Origin of the sequence: Flavobacterium lacus, assembly GCF_003268815.1 — a bacterium.
Taxonomy (GTDB): domain Bacteria; phylum Bacteroidota; class Bacteroidia; order Flavobacteriales; family Flavobacteriaceae; genus Flavobacterium; species Flavobacterium lacus.
In genome coordinates this window covers 32125-56308 of sequence record NZ_QLSV01000009.1, presented here as the reverse complement: position 1 = coordinate 56308, position 24184 = coordinate 32125, and the positions used below count along the sequence as shown (strand labels likewise).

At 34.2% G+C, this 24184-nt stretch carries 23 protein-coding genes; 14 read left to right on the top strand and 9 right to left on the bottom strand.

Translation table 11 applies throughout. The annotated features are described in order from the left end of the window. Positions 1 to 24: 24 nt before the first annotated feature. From B0I10_RS10085 to B0I10_RS10060, 6 genes are all read left to right on the top strand, one after another. On the top strand, positions 25 to 990 hold the full coding sequence (locus tag B0I10_RS10085) for an MlaD family protein (protein ID WP_112086390.1): 966 nt from the start codon (positions 25 to 27) through the stop codon (positions 988 to 990). A gap of 5 nt (positions 991 to 995) precedes the next feature. Next, entirely contained in the window at positions 996 to 2321 is a 1326-nt protein-coding gene (locus B0I10_RS10080) for a (Fe-S)-binding protein (RefSeq protein ID WP_112086389.1), read from the top strand. 80 nt (positions 2322 to 2401) lie between these two features. Next, the gene (locus tag B0I10_RS10075) at positions 2402 to 2848 is read left to right on the top strand and encodes an LNS2 domain-containing protein (RefSeq protein WP_112086388.1); all 447 of its coding nucleotides are present in this window, start codon (positions 2402 to 2404) and stop codon (positions 2846 to 2848) included. A gap of 93 nt (positions 2849 to 2941) precedes the next feature. After that, entirely contained in the window at positions 2942 to 3733 is a 792-nt protein-coding gene (locus B0I10_RS10070; RefSeq protein WP_112086387.1) for a (Fe-S)-binding protein, read from the top strand. An 85-nt stretch (positions 3734 to 3818) separates the two neighbouring features. Beyond that, the gene (locus B0I10_RS10065) at positions 3819 to 4301 is read left to right on the top strand and encodes an ABC transporter ATPase (RefSeq protein ID WP_112086386.1); all 483 of its coding nucleotides are present in this window, start codon (positions 3819 to 3821) and stop codon (positions 4299 to 4301) included. Positions 4302 to 4428: 127 nt separating this feature from the next. Beyond that, positions 4429 to 7434 carry a glycoside hydrolase family 3 N-terminal domain-containing protein gene (locus tag B0I10_RS10060; RefSeq protein WP_112086385.1) on the top strand — a complete coding sequence of 1002 codons (3006 nt, stop codon included), beginning with the start codon at positions 4429 to 4431 and terminating at the stop codon, positions 7432 to 7434. Here the strand turns inward: B0I10_RS10060 and B0I10_RS10055 are convergent. The 3 genes from B0I10_RS10055 to pyrE all read right to left on the bottom strand — a co-directional run bounded on the left by B0I10_RS10055 (position 7431) and on the right by pyrE (position 9998). Continuing rightward, the gene (locus tag B0I10_RS10055) at positions 7431 to 8786 is read right to left on the bottom strand and encodes a M28 family peptidase (protein ID WP_112086384.1); all 1356 of its coding nucleotides are present in this window, start codon (positions 8784 to 8786) and stop codon (positions 7431 to 7433) included. The genes B0I10_RS10060 and B0I10_RS10055 overlap by 4 nt on opposite strands. A 72-nt stretch (positions 8787 to 8858) precedes the next feature. Beyond that, positions 8859 to 9251 carry an SRPBCC family protein gene (locus B0I10_RS10050; RefSeq protein ID WP_112086383.1) on the bottom strand — a complete coding sequence of 131 codons (393 nt, stop codon included), beginning with the start codon at positions 9249 to 9251 and terminating at the stop codon, positions 8859 to 8861. A 99-nt stretch (positions 9252 to 9350) separates the two neighbouring features. Continuing rightward, positions 9351 to 9998, bottom strand: coding sequence for an orotate phosphoribosyltransferase (gene pyrE / locus B0I10_RS10045; RefSeq protein WP_112086382.1), 648 nt, complete (start codon positions 9996 to 9998; stop codon positions 9351 to 9353). Positions 9999 to 10005: 7 nt separating this feature from the next. Here pyrE and B0I10_RS10040 point away from each other — a divergent pair, with 7 nt between their 5' ends. Continuing rightward, complete coding sequence (locus tag B0I10_RS10040) at positions 10006 to 10602, top strand: NUDIX hydrolase (protein ID WP_112086381.1); 597 nt, start codon at positions 10006 to 10008, stop codon at positions 10600 to 10602. Here the strand turns inward: B0I10_RS10040 and B0I10_RS10035 are convergent, their stop codons facing one another. Then, positions 10603 to 12330, bottom strand: a complete 1728-nt coding sequence (locus B0I10_RS10035) for a M14 family metallopeptidase (protein WP_112086380.1) — start codon at positions 12328 to 12330, stop codon at positions 10603 to 10605. It lies immediately after the preceding gene. A 249-nt stretch (positions 12331 to 12579) separates the two neighbouring features. Between B0I10_RS10035 and B0I10_RS10030 the strand changes: the two genes are divergently transcribed. Further along, the gene (locus tag B0I10_RS10030) at positions 12580 to 13926 is read left to right on the top strand and encodes a DEAD/DEAH box helicase (protein WP_112086379.1); all 1347 of its coding nucleotides are present in this window, start codon (positions 12580 to 12582) and stop codon (positions 13924 to 13926) included. A 63-nt stretch (positions 13927 to 13989) separates the two neighbouring features. Here the strand turns inward: B0I10_RS10030 and coaD are convergent, their stop codons facing one another. Further along, entirely contained in the window at positions 13990 to 14442 is a 453-nt protein-coding gene (coaD, locus tag B0I10_RS10025) for a pantetheine-phosphate adenylyltransferase (RefSeq protein ID WP_112086378.1), read from the bottom strand. Between the two features lie 7 nt (positions 14443 to 14449). Further along, positions 14450 to 15424 (bottom strand): D-alanine--D-alanine ligase, encoded by a 975-nt coding sequence (locus B0I10_RS10020; RefSeq protein ID WP_112086377.1) that lies wholly within the window; start codon positions 15422 to 15424, stop codon positions 14450 to 14452. Between the two features lie 105 nt (positions 15425 to 15529). Here B0I10_RS10020 and B0I10_RS10015 point away from each other — a divergent pair, with 105 nt between their 5' ends. Then, a complete protein-coding gene (locus B0I10_RS10015) occupies positions 15530 to 16144 on the top strand; it encodes a PASTA domain-containing protein (RefSeq protein WP_112086376.1) in 615 nt (204 codons plus the stop codon). After that, on the top strand, positions 16137 to 17177 hold the full coding sequence (locus tag B0I10_RS10010; protein ID WP_112086375.1) for an RluA family pseudouridine synthase: 1041 nt from the start codon (positions 16137 to 16139) through the stop codon (positions 17175 to 17177). The genes B0I10_RS10015 and B0I10_RS10010 overlap by 8 nt, the downstream gene beginning before the upstream one ends. 56 nt (positions 17178 to 17233) lie before the next feature. Here the strand turns inward: B0I10_RS10010 and B0I10_RS10005 are convergent, their stop codons facing one another. Continuing rightward, positions 17234 to 17611: a PUR family DNA/RNA-binding protein gene (locus B0I10_RS10005; protein WP_112086374.1), complete on the bottom strand. Its 378-nt coding sequence runs from the start codon at positions 17609 to 17611 to the stop codon at positions 17234 to 17236. 68 nt (positions 17612 to 17679) lie between these two features. Then, on the bottom strand, positions 17680 to 19440 hold the full coding sequence (locus B0I10_RS10000) for an ABC transporter ATP-binding protein (RefSeq protein WP_112086373.1): 1761 nt from the start codon (positions 19438 to 19440) through the stop codon (positions 17680 to 17682). Between the two features lie 202 nt (positions 19441 to 19642). Here B0I10_RS10000 and B0I10_RS09995 point away from each other — a divergent pair, with 202 nt between their 5' ends. From B0I10_RS09995 to yajC, 4 genes are all read left to right on the top strand, one after another. After that, positions 19643 to 20746 carry a Glu/Leu/Phe/Val family dehydrogenase gene (locus B0I10_RS09995; RefSeq protein WP_112086372.1) on the top strand — a complete coding sequence of 368 codons (1104 nt, stop codon included), beginning with the start codon at positions 19643 to 19645 and terminating at the stop codon, positions 20744 to 20746. Positions 20747 to 20821: 75 nt separating this feature from the next. Continuing rightward, positions 20822 to 21766 carry a transcription antitermination protein NusB gene (locus B0I10_RS09990; RefSeq protein WP_245942975.1) on the top strand — a complete coding sequence of 315 codons (945 nt, stop codon included), beginning with the start codon at positions 20822 to 20824 and terminating at the stop codon, positions 21764 to 21766. An 18-nt stretch (positions 21767 to 21784) separates the two neighbouring features. Next, entirely contained in the window at positions 21785 to 22345 is a 561-nt protein-coding gene (locus B0I10_RS09985; protein ID WP_112086371.1) for a DUF1573 domain-containing protein, read from the top strand. A 1-nt stretch (position 22346) separates the two neighbouring features. Then, entirely contained in the window at positions 22347 to 22622 is a 276-nt protein-coding gene (gene yajC, locus B0I10_RS09980; protein ID WP_112086370.1) for a preprotein translocase subunit YajC, read from the top strand. 249 nt (positions 22623 to 22871) lie between these two features. On the opposite strand, the gene pepT is transcribed toward yajC, so the two are convergent. Further along, the gene (pepT, locus tag B0I10_RS09975) at positions 22872 to 24113 is read right to left on the bottom strand and encodes a peptidase T (protein ID WP_112086369.1); all 1242 of its coding nucleotides are present in this window, start codon (positions 24111 to 24113) and stop codon (positions 22872 to 22874) included. Positions 24114 to 24184 lie beyond the last annotated feature (71 nt).

Genomic DNA, 24184 nt, shown 5'->3' with positions numbered 1-24184 from the left:
AAATTTGTTTAAAAATACAATCCATTGAAATTATCAAGAGAAATTAAAACAGCGATATTAGTTATTTCAGCCATATTATTATTTATCTGGGGATATAGCTTTTTAAAAGGAACAGACATATTGTCTAAACATAAAACTTTCTATGTGCTTTATGATGATGTTGAAGGACTTATGTCCTCTGCACCGGTAACCATAAACGGATTAACAATTGGTAAAGTCAAATCAATTAAGTTTTTAGATGATTCTGGAAAACTTAAAGTTGAACTTCAAATTGACACTGATTTTAAAATATCAAAATCAAGTATAGCCAGAATTTACGAACCAGGACTCATTGGCGGTAAACAAGTACAGATTGTGCTGGATTTAAATGATGCATCATTAGCAGTTGATGGTGACTTTTTAAAAGGGGGTGTAAAACCCGGTTTAACTGATTTAGTATCAGAACGATTAACACCATTGCAAGAAAAAATTGAAAGAGTAATGGTAAGTGCTGATAGTGTTTTAATGAACATTAATGATGTTTTAGATGAAAAAGCAAAAAAAGATTTGCGAAATAGTTTTGCAGAATTAAATAAAACGCTACTATCTTTGAGCGAAGCCTCCAGTTCGGCAAACGAAATCTTGGCCACTAATAAAGGTAAACTAAATAATGTAGTGTCTAATTTTGAGAAAGTTTCAACTAATTTTGAAAAATTGTCAGATTCTTTGGCCCAAACAAACTTGAAGCAAACGGTTGAAAATTTAGAAAAAACACTAGCCAATGTTGATAAAATCATGGCTAATTTAGAATCCGGTAACGGAACAATGGGTAAGTTGTTGAAAGATGATGAAATGTACACCAATTTCACCAAAGCATCCAAAGAACTAGAGCTTTTGCTGGAAGATGTACGTTTAAATCCAACCCGGTATGTTAATGTTTCTTTGTTTGGAAAAAAAAATAAACCCTACGTAGCTCCAACAGTTAGCGATTCAACAACTACAAAAAATTAACTTTTATGAGTTATTTAGACAACATATTATTTGCGATAATTTTAGTTTTAGGTTTTGGCTATTTTGCATTAAACGTAAAAAAGGTAATCCGCAATATTAAACTTGGACAAGATGTTAATCGCAAAGATAATTCATCCGAACGTTGGAGAAATATGGCCATGATTGCACTAGGTCAATCAAAAATGATAAAGCGTCCAATTGCCGGAATTCTCCATATTATTGTTTATGTAGGTTTCATCATCATCAATTTAGAACTATTGGAAATCATTATCGACGGCCTTTTTGGTACGCACCGTGTTTTTTCATTTATGGGAGGTTTTTATAATGTACTAATTGCTTCTTTTGAAATTTTAGCCGTTTTAGTAATTTTAGCGGTTATTATTTTCTGGCTAAGAAGAAATAGTATCAAGATCAACCGTTTTGTGAATTCTGATATGAAAACTTGGCCAAAAAGTGACGCCAATTATATTTTATATTTCGAAATTGTGTTGATGTCTCTATTCTTATTGATGAATGCTTCCGATTTATGGTTACAACAGATGGAAGTACATCATTATAATGAAGCCGGAAGTTTTCCAATAAGTCAATTCATTGCACCCGTTTTTGATGGTTTATCCGAAGGAGTTGTCATCATTATCGAACGAACCGCTTGGTGGTTACACATTTGCGGAATTTTAGTGTTTCTAAATTACCTTTATTATTCTAAACATTTGCATATTTTATTGGCTTTTCCAAACACCTATTTTGCCAACTTGAATCCGCAAGGAAAATTTGATAATTTAGAAAGTGTAACCAATGAAGTAAAATTGATGCTTGATCCATCCGCAGATCCCTTTGCTGCTCCCGCAAATCCTGATGCAGTGCCAGCCAAATTCGGAGCCAGTGATGTACAGGATTTAGATTGGGTACAATTACTTAATGCCTATACGTGCACGGAATGTGGAAGATGTACATCCGCTTGTCCGGCAAACCAAACCGGAAAAAAATTGTCTCCTCGTAAAATCATGATGGATACAAGAGACCGTTTGGAAGAAGTGGGTAAAAATATTGATCTAAACAAAGGCGTTTATGTTCCCGATAATAAGTCATTGTTAAATGATTACATCACTCCGGAAGAATTGTGGGCGTGTACATCGTGCAATGCTTGTGTAGAAGAATGTCCGGTCAACATTAGTCCATTATCAATCATTATGGATATGAGAAGGTATTTAGTAATGGAACAAAGTGCGGCTCCAATGTCACTTAATGCAATGATGACAAACATTGAAAATAACGGTGCTCCATGGCAATACAACCAAATGGATCGCTTGAACTGGAAAGACGAAAATTAATATATAATCCAAACAAATTCCCATATATGTGAGGCTTGGGAACGTGTTTAATGAATGTGAAACTAACTTAAAATTTAAAAATGAAAGCGGAAGACATTGACAAGAAGTTACAAATGGTAACCGAAAACGGGCAACATCTAAGCCCGATTTTACCTGAGGGAATTAAGAATTATTTAATCGATATCGACGGAACCATTTGTGACGATATCCCTAACGAAGAACCGGAAAGAATGCTCACAGCAGAAGTGTATCCTGATGCATTAATTACGTTGAACAAATGGTATGATGAAGGGCATATTATCTTCTTTTTTACCTCAAGAACCGAAGCTCACCGAGAATATACCGAAACATGGTTAAAACAACACGGTTTCAAATACCACGGAATGGTGATGGGAAAACCGAGAGGAGGTAACTACCACTGGATTGACAATCACTTAGTGAAGGCGACTCGATACAGAGGAAAATTTACCGATTTGGTAGAAAAAGAAGTAACGATTCAAGTTTTTGATGATGAACATCACGAGTAGTATGCGATTTTTCGGTAATTAGATTTTTCGATTTTTTAATCTTTTCGAAAATCTAATAATCTAATAATTCAACAATCCAACAATCTAAAAAAAATGGCAGAAAATCTAACAGTGCCAACCATGGCAGAAATGATGGCTCAAGGCAAACAACCCGAAGTTTTATTTTGGGTAGGTTGTGCAGGGAGTTTTGATGACAGAGCAAAAAAAATAACAAAAGCATTCGTCAAGATTCTAAATCGTGCCAATGTTCCTTTTGCGGTTTTGGGTACAGAGGAAAGTTGTACCGGAGATCCAGCCAAAAGAGCCGGTAACGAATTTTTATTTCAAATGCAAGCCATGATGAACATTCAGGTGATGAATGCGTATGAAGTGAAAAAGATTGTAACGGCTTGTCCGCATTGCTTCAATACCATCAAAAATGAATATCCGGAGTTGGGTGGTTTGTATGAAGTAATGCATCATACCCAATTTCTAAAATCATTGTTAGATGATGGACGATTAACGATTGAAGGTGGACAATTCAAAGGAAAACGAATCACATTTCACGATCCTTGCTATTTGGGAAGAGCTAATAATGTATATGAAGCACCAAGAGAATTAATCCAAAAATTAGATGTCGAATTGGTTGAGATGAAACGTTCCCGTGCCAACGGACTATGCTGTGGAGCAGGTGGAGCACAAATGTTTAAAGATGCAGAACCCGGAAACAAAGAAGTCAACATCGAACGAACCGAAGATGCTATAGAAACAAAGCCGGATATCATTGCTGCCGGTTGTCCGTTTTGTAATACGATGATGACTGACGGAGTAAAAAACAAAGAAAAAGAAGCGTCAATAAAAGTCATGGATATAGCAGAATTAATCGCAAACGCACAAGATTTATAAATTAGGTTATGGGTGATAGGTTTTGGGTAAAAGAAACTTTTTCTAACCCATCACCCTTTACCCATCACCCTTTACCCTAAAAAAAATGTACATTCCCTTTGAAAATCTTCCCGAAGAATCCAGAATTTGGATTTATCAGTCGAACCGAAAATTTTCGGATGAAGAAGTTGTTGAAATAGAAACTGATCTTCAGGCTTTTGTGGAAGAGTGGGCTGCTCACGGGACATCGTTAGAAGCTTCCTTCATTACAAAATACAATCGTTTTATTATTCTTGCGGTTAATCAAGAAGTGCAACAAGCCACTGGTTGTTCCATCGATAAATCCGTTGAATTTATTCAATCATTAGAACAAAATTATAAAGTTGATTTGTTGGATAAAATGAATGTAACCTATAAACAAGGTGAATTCCTCACTCATAAGTCGCTTTTAGACTTTAAACGAATGGCTAAAGAAAAAGCTGTTTCTGCTAACACAATAGTTTTTAATAATCTCGTTAATACTATTGAAGAATGGAAAGAAAGTTGGGAAGTCCCCGCAGAAGATAGTTGGCACAGCCGATTCTTCTAAAAACTTTTGATAGTTTAATTTAATTTCCTTTACTTTATTATTTGTTGTTGGTTATAAGTCTATTTTTTGATGGAACTATAAACCTAGGCATCAAATTTGATATTTATCAAAAGAGAAAATCATTTTTATGAAATCCAAATTTGTTCGAATCATTCCGTTATTACTTATTCTGATTGTTGTTGTCAATTGTGCCACCAACAAAGTCAGACAAAAAGCAGTAGTAAAAACTGAACATGATTCTATCAAAACAAATTCAGTTAAACCAATAAAAAAAGAAATTCCTCAGTTTGATTATGTTTCAACTACGACTTTAGAAAAAAAGTGGGTTGATAGTATTTATAATTCGCTAACAGTTGAAGAACGAATCGGTCAACTTTTTATGGTTGCGGCCTATTCCAATAAAGATTCGGCTCATATCAAATCATTAGATAAATTAATTTTAGAACAAAAAATTGGCGGATTAATTTTCTTTCAAGGCGGACCCGTTCGTCAAGCTCAAATGACAAATCGTTTTCAAAAGTTAGCTAAAACTCCTTTATTTATTGGAATTGATGCGGAATGGGGGCTAAGTATGCGACTCGATTCTGTCAATCGTTTTCCTTGGAATATGACATTAGGAGCCGTGCAGGATTTAAAATTAATTGAAGAAACGGGCAAACAGATGGCACTTCAGTCTAAACGAATTGGTGTGCATTTTAATTTTGCACCGGTGTTAGACATCAATACCAATCCAAAAAATCCAATCATCGGTAATCGTTCTTTTGGTGAAGATAAAGAAAAAGTTTCCGACCGAGCGTTAGCGTTAATGACTGGTTTACAAAGAAATGGTGTTTTTGCCACCGGTAAACACTTTCCTGGTCATGGTGCCACTTCAACCGATTCGCATTATACACTGCCGGTGGTAAATTTTACGCAAGAACATATTCGTGAAGTGGAATTATTGCCCTATAAAAAACTAATCAGTAAAGGACTAGCAAGTGTGATGGTTGCTCACCTGGAAGTGCCCAGTTTTGAAGCTCGAAAAGGATTTCCATCTTCCATTTCCTATCCGATTGTTACTAATTTATTGAAAGAAGAATTAAACTTTAAAGGATTAATTTTCACCGACGCTCTTAATATGAAAGGAGCCAGTAATTTCAAAAGTCCGGGAGATATTGATTTAGCTGCTTTTTTGGCTGGAAATGATATTCTTTTATTTCCTGAAAATGTTCCCGTAGCCATTCAAAAAATAAAAGAAGCGTATGATATTGCCTCAATCACTGAAGAACGATTGGCATCTTCTGTTAAAAAGATTTTGCAGTATAAATTTAAAGCAGGTTTAAAAAATCAGAAACCAATTGAACTTACAAATTTATCAACGCAAATTAATACACAAGAAGATGAAGCTTTGTTGTATAAACTATATGAAAATAGTATCACCGTTATAAAAAATAAACTGGCGATTTTACCAATTAAAGAATTGGATCAAGAAAAAATTGCTTATGTTAAATTTGGCGACGATTCACATGAAACTTTTTTTGAAACATTAAAAAAATATGCTGAAATAACAGAGGTTTCAAATGAAAACCTTGACTCTTTATTAGCTCAATTAAATGATTTTAATAAAGTTATTATCGGATTTCATAAAGCAGACGGAGCCTGGAAAAAACATGATTTTACGGCCAAAGAAATTTTGTGGATTTCTGAAATTGCTAAGCGTAAAAAAGTTATTTTAACCTGTTTTGTAAAACCGTATGCGTTGAGTGCTATTCCTTCTTTTGAAAATATAGATGGTGTAATCGTTGCCTATCAGAATAATGAAATTGCTCATAATGTAACTGCTCAACTGATTTTTGGGGCCATTCAAGCCAAAGGGAAATTGCCTGTAACCATTAATGATGAGTTTAAAGTAAATCATGGTTTGTCAACCGAAAAAATTAATCGACTAGGTTTTACACATCCACAAAATGTGGGAATGAATCCGTTCATTTTAACCAATATTGATTTAATTATGCAAAAAGCTATCAACGAAAAAATGACACCGGGCGGACAAATTTTAGTGGCCAGAAAAGGTAAAGTTATCTATCAAAAATCGTTTGGGTTTCATGGGTATGACAAGCAGGTTGAAGTTAAAAATTCAGATATTTATGACGTAGCTTCGTTAACAAAGATTGTTTCTACATTACCCAATGTGATGCAATTGTATGATAAAAAAACGATCAATCTAGATTCAAAATTAGGTGAAATGCTGCCGGTTTTCAAAGGAACTGATAAAGAAAATATCAACTTTAAAGATTTACTTTCGCATTATGCTCGTTTGCAGGCGTGGATTCCTTTTTACAAAAAAACACTAGATAAAAACAACAAACCATCGGACAAATATTATAGAAAAACATTTAGTGAAGATTTCCCTTTTCAAGTGGCCGAAAATTTATATTTGAGAAAAGATTACCAAGACACCATTTTAACACTTGTAGCAAACAGTAAATTGTTGCCTAAAAAAGAGTATAAATACAGCGATTTCACGTTTATTATTCTGAAAAATTATATTGAAAGAGCTACCGGAAAATCATTAGATGAATTGAGTGAGAAGAATTTTTATTCAAAAATAGGAGCCAATAACACGCTTTACAATCCGTTGCAAAAGTTTGATATGAGCATTATTCCACCAACCGAAGATGATAATTATTACCGTTACAAAACCATTCAAGGCTATGTGCACGACATGACAGCGGCTATGGAAGGTGGAGTAGGAGGTCATGCCGGTATCTTCTCGAATTCGATGGATATGGCTAAAATTATGCAACTTTTTCTTCAAAAAGGTACTTATGGCGGTCAACGTTTTTTTAGCGAAGAAACGTTCGATGTTTTTAATACGTGCTATTATTGTCCGGATGGAAATCGTCGCGGAATCGGATTTGATAAACCGCAATTAGGAAAATCAGGACCAACATGCGGTTGTGCGTCGATGACGAGTTTTGGTCACACGGGGTTTACAGGAACAATGGCGTGGGCTGATCCGGAGCAAGAGTTGGTTTATATTTTCTTATCGAATAGAACATATCCAAATGCCGATAAAAACCTCTTATCCCAAAAAAATATTAGAGAAGACATTCAACAAGTAATTTATGATGCGATAATTCACGAAAATTAATTGGTTCTGAATGTTTTTCGAATAATATCACTCGGAAATACGACGATACTTTCGTGCCCATTTTTTCCAACAGCTGCAACACCAAAATAGAAATTGTCGATTACAATTCCTTTCAATTCAAAATTATCAACATTGCCAACGTAGCGACTGAATTCCCATTGCGGAGCTGTAGTGTTTCGCCAGTAAATTTTATAACCTGCAACTGTTTCCTCATTCGATTTATCCCAACGTAATTTTGTATTGGGTTCAACAATTCCGCCAATCAGTACTTTCGTCGGAGCTGGTGGTGCCCAGGCTAAATTGGCCAAAACAACCGCATTCACGGCAGTTAATTTGGCTACGTAATCAAAGTTGACACCTTCCAAAACATCGCCAAAAGCAATTCCGTTTTCGGTTCGTAAATTTTGATGTTGACGATTATAATTTTCGTGTGCTTCCATAATTCTGATTCCGGCATAACCCAAATCATTAAACGGACGGTGATGTCCACCTCGGCCAAAACGATCCAACCTGTAAATTAGCATTGGATTCATTTCCGGCATATAGGTTTGAATTTGTTTGTGGGTGTAACGTGCCAATTGACGCGAAATTCCATCCACTTCGCCACCATAAAATCTTCTCGAATTTCTTTCTTTTTCTGTTTCTGTAGGTGGCGTAGGTTCAGAGAATATTCGAAAACTGCGGTTATCAATCACACCGTCAACACCTTCAATGTTGCCAATCATATCATTATTCAACACACCAATAATTTCCCAATTATTTTTCTTGGCAAAATCGGCAAAACCTTTTCCACCAAATAAACCCTGTTCTTCACCGGAAAGTCCTAAATAAATGATGCTATTTTCAAAAGTATATTTGGATAAAACCCGAGCGGCTTCAATCGTTCCGGCCATTCCGCTTGCGTTATCATTTGCACCGGGAGCATCGCCTTCATAGTCCATTGTATCTGAATTTCTAGAGTCAATATCACCGGTCATAATAATATAGCGATTGGGGTATTTTGTTCCTTTTTGAATGGCAACTACATTCACAACCCAACTGTCTTTTGGGACGCGTTCACCCACATTTGTCGTAACAAAATCTTTTTGATAATAAACTTGAAGACAATTTTTGCAATCTTTAGAAATTGTTTCAAATTCCGATTTTATCCATCTGCGAGCAGCTCCAATGCCTCTTGTGTTTGAAATGGTATCACTAAAAGTGTTGCGAGTGCCAAAATTGGCGAGTGTAGTGATGTCTTTTTGTAAACGGTTAGCTGAAACAGCTTCTATGATGTCATAAATTCGAATGTCCGTTTGAGAAAAAGTAACAGTTGAAAACAATAAAAATAATGGAAGAAGGTAGAATTTCATGTCCTTTTCTTTCAAAGATACAAAATATGTATTTTTAAAAAGAAAAGGACAGAATAAATAGAACTGATATACTTATAGTTTGTGCATATTTGCTGCCAACGTTTCAATAAATTTTGAAATTGGACCTTTGATCATCATCGCCATCATCGGGTTAAAATCACCATCAAACGACAATTGAACTTCCGAACTATTTTCGGATAGTGAATTGATATTTCCCGTTAAGGTAAAAGGTAATTTATCTGAAGCAGCTCCTAGTACGACTTGGCTTGGAGCATTTTTTTCTTTCATTTTCAATTTAATTTCCGGCATTCCTTTTAAACCGAAAATAAACGAATCTGCTCCGGTTACTTCAAATTTTGCGATGCTTTCCGGCATTAATTTTTCAAAATTGCGAACATCGCTCAACGACTCAAATAAATACTGAGCTGATTTTTCTACAGTAACTTTTGGACTTTCTAAATTCATTTTTTTTCTGTTATCGGTTGTCAGTTGTCGGTTTTCAGTTAGCTGTATTCTGTTATTCCTAGACTGGATTTATATTTTCTTTTCTCTATTTTCTTAAATCTAAACTTCCACACCCCAAGTAGAAGGACTCACTCGCCATTCTTGCAAAGTGTGCTGTTCTTCTTCGGTGATGTATTTTTTTGCTACAGCTAATTCTAATAAATTGTCATAATTAGAAAGTGTATGCAATTCAACATTCGCATTTTTAAAGTTTTGAACAGAAACATCAAAGCCGTAGGTAAAAATCGCCACCATTCCTTTGACATTCGCACCTGCTGCTTTTAAAGCTTCCACGGCGAGCAAACTACTTCCGCCGGTGCTAATTAAATCTTCTACGACAACAACACTCTGACCTTTTTGTAAAAATCCTTCCACTTGATTTAAACGACCGTGCTTTTTGGGTTCCGGTCGAACATAAACAAAAGGAAGTCCCATATACTCTGCAACAAGCATACCAATACCAATTGCTCCGGTGGCAACTCCGGCAATTACGTCAGGTTTTCCGTACTGTTTTTCAATGTTTTTAGAAAATTCTTCACGGATGTAATTACGAATCGGTGGAAATGAGAGTGTTATCCGATTATCACAATAAATAGGTGATTTCCATCCCGAAGCCCATGTAAAAGGATTTTTGGGATTTAATTTAATTGCGTTTATTTGTAAAAGCAATTCGGACGTTTTTTTTGCTGTATCTTTATTAAAAATCATAGTACAAATGTATAAAGTTTTTGTGAACGACAAGCCACTTTTTTTGACAAATCAAATTCAAAAGGAAACTGATTTTCAGCTTTTTTTGTTGGATAGTGTTGATATAAAGCAACTTATTATCAAAATCTTTAAAAATAAAGTTGATAAGGCTTTTTTATATCATCCGAATGAAAAGGAAATTCTTAAAAAACTGAAGTCAAAAATTCCGGTGGAAAAAGCAGGAGGAGGTTTAGTTTTAAACGATGAGAATGAAGTTTTATTCATTTTTAGAAATAAAAAATGGGATTTACCCAAAGGCGGAATCGAAAAAGGCGAAGAAATTGAAGATACCGCGATACGTGAAGTAGAAGAAGAAACCGGTGTAAAAGGTTTAAAAATTACACGAAAACTAAGCAAAACGTATCACATCTTTAAACGAAACGGTCGTTATAAACTAAAAATAACGCATTGGTTTGAAATGAAAACGAGTTATACCGGAAAAATGGTTGGTCAAGCCGATGAAGGAATTGAAAAAGTAGAATGGATCAAACAAGATGATATTGCAACTTGTTTAACCAATTCGTATGAAAATATTAAATTACTTTTCGAAAAAGAATTGATTTAATTAGTTCATCACACGATAAACTGGATAAGTGAGGTGTGAAGATTCATAATAATCTGAGTTTTTATAAATCCAATCCAATTGAGCAGAGCCGTTGTCTGAAAATGCTTTATCTTCTGCTTTTTTCTTTTCAAATTTTTCCTTTAAAGTTGTAATTTTAGCTAAAATTTCAACTGCCAAATCTTCAAAGACATACGTCGAATAGCCTTCTTTTTGTTGTAAAATAGCATCAAAAAAGTTCCAATTAAAAAATGAATCGGGTGCTTCGGGTTCTAAGGTTTCCATTAAATATTTAACAGCGAATTGTTGGGTTGGAATATAGTAATCACCTTTTTTAAATACTATTTTTTCAATCATTTTGTTCACGGTTGTATTTGAATGTTGATAATGTCCTTCGTAAGCAGAAGTTGAAGTTTTGTAATCTGCAATTTTATATTTTTCAACTTCAATCAACGTATCTTTATCTAATTGAACCATTTCCACTTTATTCAATTTTAGCAAATCAATGACATTCCACCATGATTTTGGAATGATATAAGCTGAAGGTATTTCAACTTGTTTTTGAGGTTTATAATAATGATAATATGGAATTTGCTTTTTAAAAGGTTTCTTTTGATCGTAAAATAATCGGTCTTTTCCTGAAATTTCACTTTTTTTATAACCTGATTCAAAACCTAAAAAATCAATTTGTTCCACCTTTGTACTATCAATTTTCCATTGTAAAGTATATTGATTCCCGGCTTTAAATTCAAATTGATTTTTATTTCTTAATTCTTTTATTTTTAGATAATTAGCATCGGTATGTGCTATAGTTTCTAACATAAATTCATAAGTAACTTTCACACGGTCTTCGTATTTTTTCAACATATGTGTTTCCGGCATATAGCCAATGGTATGAAAAAGTGAAGCATATCCGGTGGAATAGCGTGGCAAATCCATCATTTGTGTAAAACCTTTTTCAGGAGTTGCACCATAAACGGTAACGTACGGGATGCTTTCAATTTTCTTTTTCAATAATTGTGTTCTGATTTTTGGAGTCATTTGATCTTTTAAATAATTCCCTAAATCGGTTCCTAATTTTTGATGTTGGGTTTGAATGTAGGTCAACACATATTGATAATCAGCACCATTGCTCACGTGGTTGTCAATAAAAACATCCGGATTTACCAAATGAAAAATCTCAGCGAAGCTTCTTGCATTTTTTGTGTCGGACTTTATAAAATCGCGATTTAAATCGAAATTTCTATCATTTCCGCGAAAACCATAGGATTCCGGTCCGTTTTGATTCGCTCTGGAAAATGAATTTCTATTTAAGGTTCCACCAATATTATAAAAAGGAATTACAGCAATAATTGTGTTTTTTGGAACGCTAATTTTTCCGATTGCTAAGTCTCGAATTAACATCATGGTGGCATCAACACCATCGGGTTCGCCGGGATGAATGTTGTTATTTATTAACAGCATTGCTTTATTCTGATTTTTCTTCAAATCAAAATCTTTCTCAGGATTGAAAATGAGCAATTGAAGTGGTTCACCTGAATCGGTTAGACCCATTTCCATCAATTTGACAGTTTCATATTTCTGGCTTAATGAAGTATAGAATTCAATCGCTTCTTGATACGTTGCAGTTTGGTTTTTATTTCCTTTTTCGTAAGGAGTTAAAAATGGTGTAATAGTTTGACTAAAAGATGTCAAATTACTAAAAAACAAAAATAATATCAGAAATCGCATAGTATATTTTTATGTTTTCAAATCTATTGACTTTATGTTCTAATTCCAAATCCGCTTATTGTTAATTTTTGAACACAGATTATAAAAATTTATAGAATTGAAATTGTGTGTATTATTTTCATTTATCAAATTTTTTTTATCGGTTTTCCTTTTAAAATATAAAAATCAATTTAAAACTTTCAACGAGTCGAGTATACTCAATATTACAACTGAACATAAAAAAACAATATTTCACACTATCTTTGCAAAATGTATACAAATCCTCATTCCAACAATTTACTCTTGAATTTAGGCATTGAAAGCTTGAATGAAATGCAAGAAATAGCTCAGGAAACTATTTTAAATGATGCCAATGTTTTGTTGCTTTCGCCAACAGGTTCGGGAAAAACACTAGCATTTTTATTGCCTATTTTTCAATTATTGCAACCTGAAATTAAAAGTGTTCAATGTTTAATTCTGGTTCCTTCACGCGAATTAGGTCTGCAAATTGAACAAGTTTGGAAAAAAATGGGAACTGATTACAAAGTCAATACTTGTTATGGTGGTCATTCCATCGATACTGAAATTAAGAATTTATCCAATCCGCCGGCTGTATTAATCGGAACTCCCGGTAGAATAGCCGATCATTTGGAACGGGAAACGTTTAAAGTCAATACTATTCAGATGTTAATTTTAGACGAATTTGATAAATCGTTGCAATTGGGTTTTCATGAACAAATGAAGTTTATCATTTCGAAGTTATCAAAATTGAATAAACGTGTCCTTGTTTCGGCAACTTCGGATATTGAAATTCCAAAATATACAGGGGTTTTCCATCCAACGGTTTTAGATTTTATTCCCACAGAGGAAGAAAATTCAAATCTTTCGATGAAAATGGTTATTTCTAAGGAAAAGGATAAAATCAATTCGCTTTTTAAATTAATTTGCTCCCTAAAATCGCAATCTGCCATTGTTTTTTGCAACCATCGCGATGCAGCCGAACGAATCAGTGATACATTATGCGAAAAAGGAATTTACGCCACCTATTATCACGGAGGAATGGATCAAGACGAACGAGAACGAGCGTTGATTCAGTTTAGAAATGGAAGTGTGAGTTATTTAATCACCACCGATTTAGCCGCTCGTGGGTTGGACATTCCGGAAATGAAGCACGTCATTCACTATCATTTGCCATCAAAAGAAGATGAGTTTACACATAGAAACGGTCGGACGGCACGGATGTTAGCTTCCGGTACGGCTTATATTATTGCTCATGAGAGTGAGAAAAAAATGGAGTATTTAGATTATGGAATGCCTGTTTTGAATGTTGAAAACGCATCAACTTTGCCAAAACCACCTGAATTTCAAACCATTTACATTAGCGGTGGAAAGAAAAACAAATTGAATAAAATTGATATTGTTGGTTTCTTTTCTCAAAAAGGAAAACTTGACAAAAGTGATTTAGGTTTGATTGAAGTAAAAGATTTTATTTCGTTTGCCGCCGTAAAATCGAAGAAAGTGAAAGAATTTCTAGCCAACATCCGCGACGAAAAAATGAAAGGGAAAAAGTTCAAAATCGAAATTGCGAGAAAAGTGATTAAGAAAGAGGAGGAATGAGTTTTCAGTCGCAGTCTCAGTCTCACTTTTCAGAAGATCTAACTAGCAAACTGCGACTGTAAACTATAATTTCACTGAATTTGGCACCAAAACGCTATAATCACCACCATTTCTAATTACGTCACGAACAATACTTGAACTGATATAAGAAGTGTTAGCAGCAGTTAATAAAAATACCGTTTCAATTTTAGATAATTTTCGGTTGGTATGAGCGATTGCTTTTTCAAATTCAAAATCGGCTGGATTTCGTAAACCTCTTAGAATAAATTCAGCTTTTTCTTTTTTGCATAAATCGATGGTTAGTCCTTCATAAGTGATTATGCGGACTTTTGGAGAATCTTTAAAAGCGTCTTCAATAAATTGTTTTCGTTGTTCGAGTGAAAACATGTATTTTTTTTCGGCATTCACGCCAATTGCCACAATAACTTCATCAAAAAGTGAAATTCCACGTTTGATAATGTCGAAATGTCCATTTGTTATTGGGTCAAATGAGCCTGGGAATATTGCTTTTTTCATAGTTTTTTTATTTAGCTAAAGCCAATTCAATTGCGTTGTCAAATAATTCTGTAAGCGAAATTCCTGCTGCTGCAGCTTGTTGTGGCAAAATACTTTCGGTGGTCATACCCGGTATGGTATTCATTTCCAACATATACGGTTCGTTGTTTACGATGATGAATTCACTTCTGGAGAATCCTTTCATTTTCAACACTTCATACGCTTTTTTGGCTACCGTTTCTACTTTTAATTTCAATTCCTCACTAATTCTGGCGGGCGTAATTTCCTGTGATTTTCCTAAATATTTGGCTTCGTAATCAAAAAAATCATTTTCAGAAACAATTTCTGTAATAGGAAGAACAGTTACTTTTCCTTTATAATTTATTACTCCAACCGAAACTTCTACACCATCTAAAAAACTTTCGATGATAATTTCATTGTCTTCTTTATATGCATTTTCAATTGCCGGAAGCAATTCATCTTTTGTTTTTACTTTCGAAATTCCGAAACTGGAACCGGATTTGTTTGGTTTGACAAAACAAGGCAATTGAACTGTTTCAATAATTTTATCCAAATCAATTTCATCACCTAAATTTAAGTAAAAAGAAGTCGCTGTTTTAATTCCATATGGTTTTAAAACCGAAAGTAAATCTCTTTTATTAAACGTTAAAGCGGATTGATAATAGTCACAACTCGTTTGCGGAATTCCTAGTAATTCAAAATAAGCTTGCATCAAACCATCTTCGCCCGGAGTTCCGTGAATAGCATTAAAAACGACATCAAATGTTATTTTTTTTCCATTTGCTTCAATAGAAAAATCATTTTTATTAATTGGGAATTCTTCGTTTAATTCATCTACATAAACCCACTTATTTTTAAAAATATGAACTTTAAATAAATTATATTTTGTTTTATCTAAATACTGATAAACAACACCACCGCTAGTAAGCGAAATTTGATATTCGCTAGAGTATCCACCCATAATAATGGCAACATTTTTCATTGAATTGCGTTTGTAAGTTCAGGTTTAAGTGAAACAAAATTATCATTTATTTATCGAAACAAAAAACGGTTTATAATTTTATATCTTTGCAACAAATAAAATAGGATGAGTTTAAGAAAATATCTTACGAGTAAAGTCTTTTTTCGACAAGTTTTAGTCGCTTTAGGAATTGTAGCAGTATTAGCTTTTGTGTTTTTTAATATGCTTTCCTATATAACCAATCACGGTCAAGAAATCACCGTTCCCAATTTGAGTAAACTAAGTGTAGAGCAAGCGGAAGAAAAACTGGAAAGTTTAGATTTGGATTATGTTTTGCTGGATACGTTGGATTTTAAAAAGGAATTTCCAAAATATGGCGTGGTTGAGCAAGATCCGAAACCTGGTTCTAAAGTAAAAGCCAATCGAAAAGTGTACATTAAAATAAATTCGGATGGTTATGCTTATGTTACTTTACCTGATTTAATTGAAAAAACATACCGACAAGCCGAACCAACATTAAAATCAATTGGTTTAGAAATAGGAACTATTACCTATAAACCTTACCTTGGAAAGGACATGGTTTTGGAAATGAAACAGAATGGAATTCCTGTGAAGCCAGGTGCAAAAATCATGAAAACTTCAAAAATTGATTTGGTTTTGGGAGATGGAAAAATAGCTTTTGACGAAACAGAAATAGACAGTCTTATGCAACGAGAAGACTTAGAACAAGCCGATGAATAAAGTACCTACTGTAGAATTAGAATCAGACGACGAATTATTTGAACACCACCGTTTCGATGTCCCAAAAGGGCAATCGATGGTTCGAATTGATAAATACTTAATGCAGGTTGTAGAAAACACAACCCGTAACAAAATTCAACAAGCGGCAACAGCCGGAAATATTTTAGTTAATGATATTCCTGTAAAATCAAATTATAAAGTTAAACCATATGATGTAGTTCGCTATTTAATGGCTCATCCACCGTATGAATATTTGTTGGAGCCAGAAAACATTCCAATCAATATTGTGTATGAAGATGAGCAATTGTTGATTGTGAACAAAGAAGCCGGTATGGTCGTTCATCCCGGACACGGGAATTATAGCGGAACTTTAGTGAATGCATTGGCTTTTCATTTTGAAAATCTACCGATGAATAGTTCTGAACGACCCGGATTGGTGCATCGAATTGATAAAAATACCTCAGGGTTATTAGTGATTGCCAAAACGGAATTTGCGATGTCGTTTTTAGCAAAACAATTTGCAGACAAAACTTCTGAACGCGAATACATTGCGTTAGTTTGGGGAAATCCTACAGAAGAGGAAGGAACAGTTGGTGGCTTTATCGGAAGACACCAAAAAGACCGAATGCAAATGGCTGTTTATGATACAGATGCTTTTGGAAAATCAGCGGTAACCCATTATAAAGTGTTAGAACGATTCGGGTATGTCACGTTAATTTCTTGTAGATTAGAAACCGGTAGAACGCATCAAATTAGAGCTCACATGAAACACATTGGTCATCCGTTGTTCAACGATGAACGGTATGGTGGACATCAAATTCTCAAAGGAACAACCTTTACAAAATACAAACAGTTTGTAGAAAATTGTTTTAAAATTTTACCTCGTCAAGCACTTCATGCCAAAACCCTAGGATTTGAGCACCCAACCACTAAAGAGTTTATGCGTTTTAACTCTGAAATGCCGCAAGACATGGTTGATTGTATTGAAAAGTGGAGAAATTATTCAAAATCAAATAACTTTGAAGAAGATTAATTCAAAAAAAAAGCCCCAAAATATTTTTTTGGAGCTTTATTAAAAGTATTGATTTATTAAATGTCATCAAAATCGATGTCAGTAAAACTTGCTTTTGGAGCTTCTTGATTCTCAACAGTTTCGGTAGAATATTCTTTTTTGAAATCTTTCTGATGTCTTTCAGAAATTACTTCTTCGCCTTTATGGTCTAAAACATACGAAGTCATATCGTCTAAAATTTCTTTAAAAGCTACAAAATCTTCTTTGTACAAATAAATTTTGTGCTTTTTAAAGTGAAAAGAACCATCTTCCTCTGTAAACTTTTTACTCTCAGTAATGGTAATGTAATAATCATCCGCTTTTGTTGCTCTAACATCGAAGAAATAGGTTCTTCTGCCTGCTCTTAAAACTTTAGAAAAAATTTCGTCTTTTTCTAACATGTCGTTTTCTCTCATAATCGTTCGCTCAAATTTAGTGTTGTAAGTGAACCAAAAATCTAAAAAATAATTGAATTATCAAAAAATTATGACAATTCTTTTTCAGAAAGTTGTTTCAAATACAATTCTTTGTAATAGCCTTCTCGATTTAATAATTGGAAATGAGTACCTTGTTGGATAATTTCTCCTTCCTCTAAGATGATAATTTTATCAGCATTTTTGGCAGATGATACCCGATGACTGACAATTAATGTAGTTTTATTTTTACAAATTTGAAATAAGTTATTCAAAATTTGCTCTTCGGTTTCAGTATCAACCGCAGATAAACAATCATCGAACAGTAAAATTTCCGGATCTTTGATGATGGCTCTGGCAATAGAAACCCGCTGTTTTTGTCCGCCGGAAAGTGTAATTCCTCTTTCACCCAGAACGGTTTCGTATTGATTTTTAAAGTTGATAATATTATCATGAACGATCGCCTGTTTAGCGGCCTCAATCACTTCCATGTCTGTAGCCTCCTCTTTTCCGAACTTGATATTATTTTTGATGCTATCCGAAAACAAAAAAGCATCCTGCGGAACAATCCCAATACTATTTCGCAAATCGTGCAGGTTTAAATCGGCCAATTTTTTTCCATCCATGGTAATCGAACCATTTTCTACATCATACAGTCGGCAAATCAAGGAAAGAATGGTTGATTTTCCTGAGCCGGTTTTTCCTAAAATGGCTAAAGTTTCTCCTTTTTTTACTTCAAAAGAAATATTTTTTAACGCTTGAATATTGGTGTCTTCATACGTAAAACTTACATTTTTAAAAGCGATAGAGCCTTGAATTGAATCATGATTGGGATTATGGTTTTTAATATCCGGTTCAATTTTTAAAAATTCGTTGATTCGTTTTTGTGAGGCTTCAGCTTCCTGAACCAATGAAGAAACCCAACCGATGGAAGCCACCGGCCAAGTGAGCATGTTGACATACAAAATAAACTCGGCAATAGTTCCGATGTTTTCAATGGTTCCATTTACGTACATCATCCCCCCAAAATAGATAACAACTAGGTTGCTCAATCCAATCAGTAAAATCATAAGTGGACCAAACAAGGCATTCACAAATGCTAAACTCATATTTTTATCACGGCTCTCTTGTGCTAAATTATTGAATTCTTTCTTGTTTTGGCCTTCTAAGGCATAGGCTTTTATGACTCTAATACCTGAAAACATCTCTTGTGAAAAACTGGACAGTGAGGATAAATTTTCTTGATAAATTCGACTTCTATTATTGATTTCAACACTCAATTTAAAAATAAAATAGGAGAGTAGCGGTAGTGGAAGAATGGTATATAAGGTTAATGTTGGCGATACATTATACATGTATACAATTACGATGGCAAAACGAATAATCGTGTTAATTGTGTACATCACAGCCGGACCAACATACATTCGGACTTTTCCCACATCTTCCGAGATGCGATTCATTAAATCTCCAGTTCGGTTTCTTTTATAAAAACTTTGCGATAATCGTTCGTATTGTTGAAATACTTCATTTTTTAGGTCAAATTCAACATGACGTGACATTACAATCAATGTTTGTCGCATTAAAAATGTTAGAAACCCAGCTATTATAGTCGCCCCAATAATCAATCCTAAACTAACTAATAGTTCTTTTTTGATCATACTCGTATCATTGATTGGATTCTTGATGTAAGTATCGATGATATTCATTGATTGACCCACAAGCTTTGGAATAAATAGTGAGAATATTTGGGCAACAATTGTAATGACAATACCTAACAAAAAACGGTATTTATATTTGATGAAATATTTATTTAAATAATGTAGTTCTTTCATGTTATTTAATTCTGACAGGTATTTATCTGTAAAAAAATGTTAAAAATATATAAATAATGTTATTTTGGATTATTCTGTAAACACAGCTTGTTATTAACAGATTGCTAAAATTATCAAATTTTATTGCGTTCTTTTGATTTTAGTTCTACTTTTGCTTTGTCTTTTTGATAAAGTCATAATTTCACCAATAAAATATACAACTATGATAGCAGAAGTAACTACTCCTAAAGAACTTCAAAAAATGGATCCGGTTTTTGGACAAGTATCCTTTGATAATCATGAGCAAATTGTTTTTTGCAACGACAAAGATACTGGTTTAAAGGCAATAATTGGAATTCATAACACAGTTTTAGGACCAGCATTAGGTGGTACTAGAATGTGGAACTACACCAATGAATGGGAAGCTTTGAACGATGTTTTACGTTTATCACGAGGAATGACTTTTAAATCGGCTATTACAGGATTGAATCTTGGTGGAGGAAAAGCAGTTATTATTGGTGATGCTAAAACCCAAAAAACACCGGAATTAATGCGCAAGTTTGGTGAATTTGTTCATTCATTAAGCGGAAAATATATCACAGCCGAAGATGTAGGAATGCAAACCGAAGACATGGACACTGTGAGAGATGTAACACCTTATGTAACCGGAATTTCAGAAACAAGAGGTGGTTCAGGAAACCCATCCCCGGTAACAGCTTTTGGAGTGTATATGGGAATGAAAGCCGCTGCGAAATATAAATTCGGTTCAGAATCATTAGCCGGTATCAAAGTTTTAGTGCAAGGAATTGGACATGTTGGAGAAACCTTGGTTGATTATCTAACAAAAGAAGGAGCTCTGGTAACCATTTCTGATATTAATGAAAGTCGTTTAAACGAAGTAGGGGCTCTCTATGGGGCAAAAATATATTCTGGTTCAGATCTATACAGTGCCGATGTTGACATTTATGCTCCGTGTGCATTAGGTGCTACTATCAATGATGATACTGTTTACAAACTGAATGCTTCCATTGTAGCCGGAGCAGCTAATAATCAGTTGGCAAATGAAAATATTCACGGTAAAATTCTTCAGGAGAGAGGAATTTTATACGCTCCAGATTTCTTGATTAATGCCGGTGGAATAATCAATGTGTATGCAGAAATTGAACATTATGACAAAGCAGAAGCAATGAGAAGAACAGAAAATATCTACAATACAACATTGGAAATTTTTGATTATGCGGTAAAAAATAATATGACAACACATCAAGCCGCTTTAACAATTGCGCAAAATAGAATAAATCAACGTAAAAAAGAAAGCGGGAAATAATATTTTTCGATAAATAGTACTATTTTTGTGACGTCTTACGGGACGTCACTAATTTTTTTAAAAAGTTCTTACAACGTGTTAAACAGAAGACATATTCGGGTAAAAGTATTGCAAACAATTTATGCAATGCATCAAAGCGGTTCTGACCAATTGGAAAAAGAAGAAAAATTCTTATTTTCAAGCATCGAAAGTATTCAGGATTTATATTTGATTGTACTATCTGCCTTAGTTGAAATCAGAAAAAAAGAAGAAGATTTTTTGGAAAAAGCTTCCAAGAAACATTTAGCTACTGAAAAAGACTTAAAGCCTAACAGAAAATTTATCTCTAACCGAATTTTACTCGCTTTAGAGGAGAATAATTCGCTTTCCATCGCTTTAGAAAAAAGAAAAATCAACAATTGGAGTCAAAACGATGACCTTATTTGGATATTATTAGAAGAGATCAAAAAGAGTTCGCTGTATCAAAATTATTTGTCCGACGCGACCGATTCATTTGAAAACGATAAAAAATTCATAGCCGATTTGTTCGCTGAATTAGTTGCTTCTAACGAAAAATTATATGATTATTTAGAAGATTATAAACTCACTTGGGTGGATGATATACCGCTGGTAAACACAATGATTCTTAAGCAATTGAAACACATAGAAGAAAGTGTTGAAAAATCGTTTGCTGTTTTACCACTCTACAAAGATGCTGAAGACAAAGATTTTGCTCGCGATTTGTTTCGTAAAACAGTTTTAAATGAAATCGAATTGGCCAAAGAATACATTGATAGAACACCAAACTGGGATCCGGATCGTATTTCTGAAGTGGACACCATCATGTTAAAAATGGCGATTTGTGAGTTTTTGCGTTTTCCGTCCATTCCCGTGAAAGTAACCATTAATGAGTATCTGGAAATCGCTAAAGAATATGCCACACCAAAAAGTAGTATTTTTATAAATGGAGTTCTAGACAACTTAGTCAAAGACTTTCAAAAAGCAGATAAATTAAAGAAAACCGGAAGAGGTTTAATGTAATAATTAAATAAACTAACTATGTTAAGAAAATCAATTTTTACTCTATTCGTTTTTGCATCAGTAGTTTCATGTAAAAAAGAAGATGCACTTTCTAAAATCGATCCCAACAGTAAAGACATTCCAATTAATGAATATGTTGGGAATCCTCAAACACAACCTGCTGAAAATAAAGGAAAACCAAACGTTAATCAGGAGGCAAACCAAGTTACGCCACCACCGGCAGATGGAAAATACCCAGCCATGACATTCAATAAAAAAGAACATGATTTTGGAGTTATTAACGAAGGTGCTACTGTAGAAACAACCTTTACTTTTACCAACACGGGTCAAGCCGACTTAATTATTGCCAATGCAGCAGGATCCTGCGGTTGTACTGTTCCTGAATTTCCTAAAGAACCAATTAAACCGGGAAAAACCGGAAAAATGAAAGTGTCTTTCGACAGTAACGGAAAACCGGGAATGCAACAAAAATCCGTCAATATCACAGCCAATACAGCGTCCGGAAAAGATGTGTTAACCATCAAAGCAAACGTAACACCAAAACCAAAAGCAGAAACCCCTGCAATAACTAATCAATAATATGGAAAATATTCAGTCGTTATTACCGTTTTTATTAATGTTTGTGGTCATTTATTTTTTTATGATCAGACCGCAACAAAAACGTGCCAAACAAGAAAAAGAATTTGAAAGCAATTTAAAAGTGGGTGATAGAATTATCACCAAAAGCGGACTTCACGGAAAAATAGCAGAAGTATCGGAAGGTACGGTTGTGATTGAAACCATGTCCGGAAAATTAAAAATGGAACGCTCAGCAATTTCTATGGAAATGAGTGCTAAATTAGTGGAGAAGAAATAATTATTTTCGATACTTATCATTTAAACCGATGTTTGCCAAAAGCATCGGTTTTATTTTTTTTTCTTAAAATCAAAGACTCTGCGGTTAATAACAAAATCAGTGCATCAGCGGCCAGTTAAAAAATATAATCCATGATAATTTGTGACCCGAGCAAAGCGAACAGACAAAGTAAATCCGTAGCAAAAAAATAGCCACTGATTCGCAGATTTTTTATATCAACAAATCAGCGGCAATATGTAAGTATAAATCTTATTTCTTCTCCGCAGTTAATTCTGCAATTTTCACAATCACTTCCACTGCTTTTTGCATACTTTCCACCGGAACATATTCATATTTTCCATGAAAATTATGTCCGCCCGCAAAAATATTCGGACATGGCAAACCTTTGTACGAAAGTTGGCAACCATCTGTTCCGCCACGAATAGGTTTGATTAGTGGTTTTATGCCTAATTGCTTCATTGCTTTTTCGGCAATTTTTACAATATGAAAAACCGGTTCTACCTTTTCTTTCATATTGTAATATTGGTCTTTAATTTCAATAATGGCAATATCTTCCCCAAATTGCTTTTTAAATTTTTTATTGAATTTAGCGGTTAAATCATGTAAAAACTCTTTTCTTTTTTTGAATAGTTTTTTGTCATGGTCGCGAACAATCAAAGAAACGGTACTTTCTTCAATGCTTCCCGTGATTCCGGTTACGTGAAAAAATCCTTCATACCCTTTGGTTTCTTCTGGAACTTCTTTTTTAGGTAATTTAGAAATGAATTTTGACGCTAAAAGCATTGAATTAATCATTTTTCCTTTGGCATAACCTGGATGAACGCTTTTTCCTTTAAAGGTAATTTTTGCTCCGGCAGCATTAAAATTTTCATATTCCAATTCACCAAGTTGGCTACCATCCATGGTATAAGCCCAATCGGCTCCAAATTTTTCAACATCAAAATGATGAGCACCACGACCAATTTCTTCATCGGGAGTAAAACTAACTCGAATTTTCCCGTGTTTGATCTCGGGATTCTTAATTAGAAATTCCATTGCCGTGACAATTTCGGTAATTCCGGCTTTGTCATCGGCTCCCAAAAGAGTAGTGCCATCCGTGGTGATTATAGTTTGCCCTTTGTATTGTAATAAATCTTTAAAATAGGAGGGAGAGAGCACAATGTTTTGTTCGGCATTCAGCACGATGTCTTTACCATTATAGTTTTCAATAATTTGTGGTTTTACATTTGCTCCTGTAAAATCGGGAGTAGTATCGTAATGCGAAATAAAGCCAATCACCGGAACTTCGTGTTCTACATTGCCGGGTAACGTTGCCATGATATAGCCTTTTTCGTCCATCGTCACGTCATCCATGCCGATGGCTTCGAGTTCGTTGACTAGATTTTGGGCTAGTACTAATTGTTTTTTAGAACTTGGAGTAGTTTCAGAATTGGGATCAGATTCGGTGTCAATCGTTACATAGCTGATGAATCGGTCGATAATATGTTGCATAAAATGTGTTTGTGTAAAATTAAGAAAATATAAAGTACTAATGCACAAAGATAGGAATTGACGGTGACTTC

Coding starts and splice junctions, on each gene's coding strand:
- B0I10_RS10080 (WP_112086389.1), top strand. CDS start 996: ATGAGTTATTTAGACAACATATTATTTGCGATAATTTTAGTTTTAGGT.
- B0I10_RS10075 (WP_112086388.1), top strand. CDS start 2,402: ATGAAAGCGGAAGACATTGACAAGAAGTTACAAATGGTAACCGAAAAC.
- B0I10_RS10070 (WP_112086387.1), top strand. CDS start 2,942: ATGGCAGAAAATCTAACAGTGCCAACCATGGCAGAAATGATGGCTCAA.
- B0I10_RS10065 (WP_112086386.1), top strand. CDS start 3,819: ATGTACATTCCCTTTGAAAATCTTCCCGAAGAATCCAGAATTTGGATT.
- B0I10_RS10060 (WP_112086385.1), top strand. CDS start 4,429: ATGAAATCCAAATTTGTTCGAATCATTCCGTTATTACTTATTCTGATT.
- B0I10_RS10055 (WP_112086384.1), bottom strand. CDS start 8,786: ATGAAATTCTACCTTCTTCCATTATTTTTATTGTTTTCAACTGTTACT.
- B0I10_RS10050 (WP_112086383.1), bottom strand. CDS start 9,251: ATGAATTTAGAAAGTCCAAAAGTTACTGTAGAAAAATCAGCTCAGTAT.
- pyrE (WP_112086382.1), bottom strand. CDS start 9,998: ATGATTTTTAATAAAGATACAGCAAAAAAAACGTCCGAATTGCTTTTA.
- B0I10_RS10040 (WP_112086381.1), top strand. CDS start 10,006: ATGTATAAAGTTTTTGTGAACGACAAGCCACTTTTTTTGACAAATCAA.
- B0I10_RS10035 (WP_112086380.1), bottom strand. CDS start 12,330: ATGCGATTTCTGATATTATTTTTGTTTTTTAGTAATTTGACATCTTTT.
- B0I10_RS10030 (WP_112086379.1), top strand. CDS start 12,580: ATGTATACAAATCCTCATTCCAACAATTTACTCTTGAATTTAGGCATT.
- coaD (WP_112086378.1), bottom strand. CDS start 14,442: ATGAAAAAAGCAATATTCCCAGGCTCATTTGACCCAATAACAAATGGA.
- B0I10_RS10020 (WP_112086377.1), bottom strand. CDS start 15,424: ATGAAAAATGTTGCCATTATTATGGGTGGATACTCTAGCGAATATCAA.
- B0I10_RS10015 (WP_112086376.1), top strand. CDS start 15,530: ATGAGTTTAAGAAAATATCTTACGAGTAAAGTCTTTTTTCGACAAGTT.
- B0I10_RS10010 (WP_112086375.1), top strand. CDS start 16,137: ATGAATAAAGTACCTACTGTAGAATTAGAATCAGACGACGAATTATTT.
- B0I10_RS10005 (WP_112086374.1), bottom strand. CDS start 17,611: ATGAGAGAAAACGACATGTTAGAAAAAGACGAAATTTTTTCTAAAGTT.
- B0I10_RS10000 (WP_112086373.1), bottom strand. CDS start 19,440: ATGAAAGAACTACATTATTTAAATAAATATTTCATCAAATATAAATAC.
- B0I10_RS09995 (WP_112086372.1), top strand. CDS start 19,643: ATGATAGCAGAAGTAACTACTCCTAAAGAACTTCAAAAAATGGATCCG.
- B0I10_RS09985 (WP_112086371.1), top strand. CDS start 21,785: ATGTTAAGAAAATCAATTTTTACTCTATTCGTTTTTGCATCAGTAGTT.
- yajC (WP_112086370.1), top strand. CDS start 22,347: ATGGAAAATATTCAGTCGTTATTACCGTTTTTATTAATGTTTGTGGTC.
- pepT (WP_112086369.1), bottom strand. CDS start 24,113: ATGCAACATATTATCGACCGATTCATCAGCTATGTAACGATTGACACC.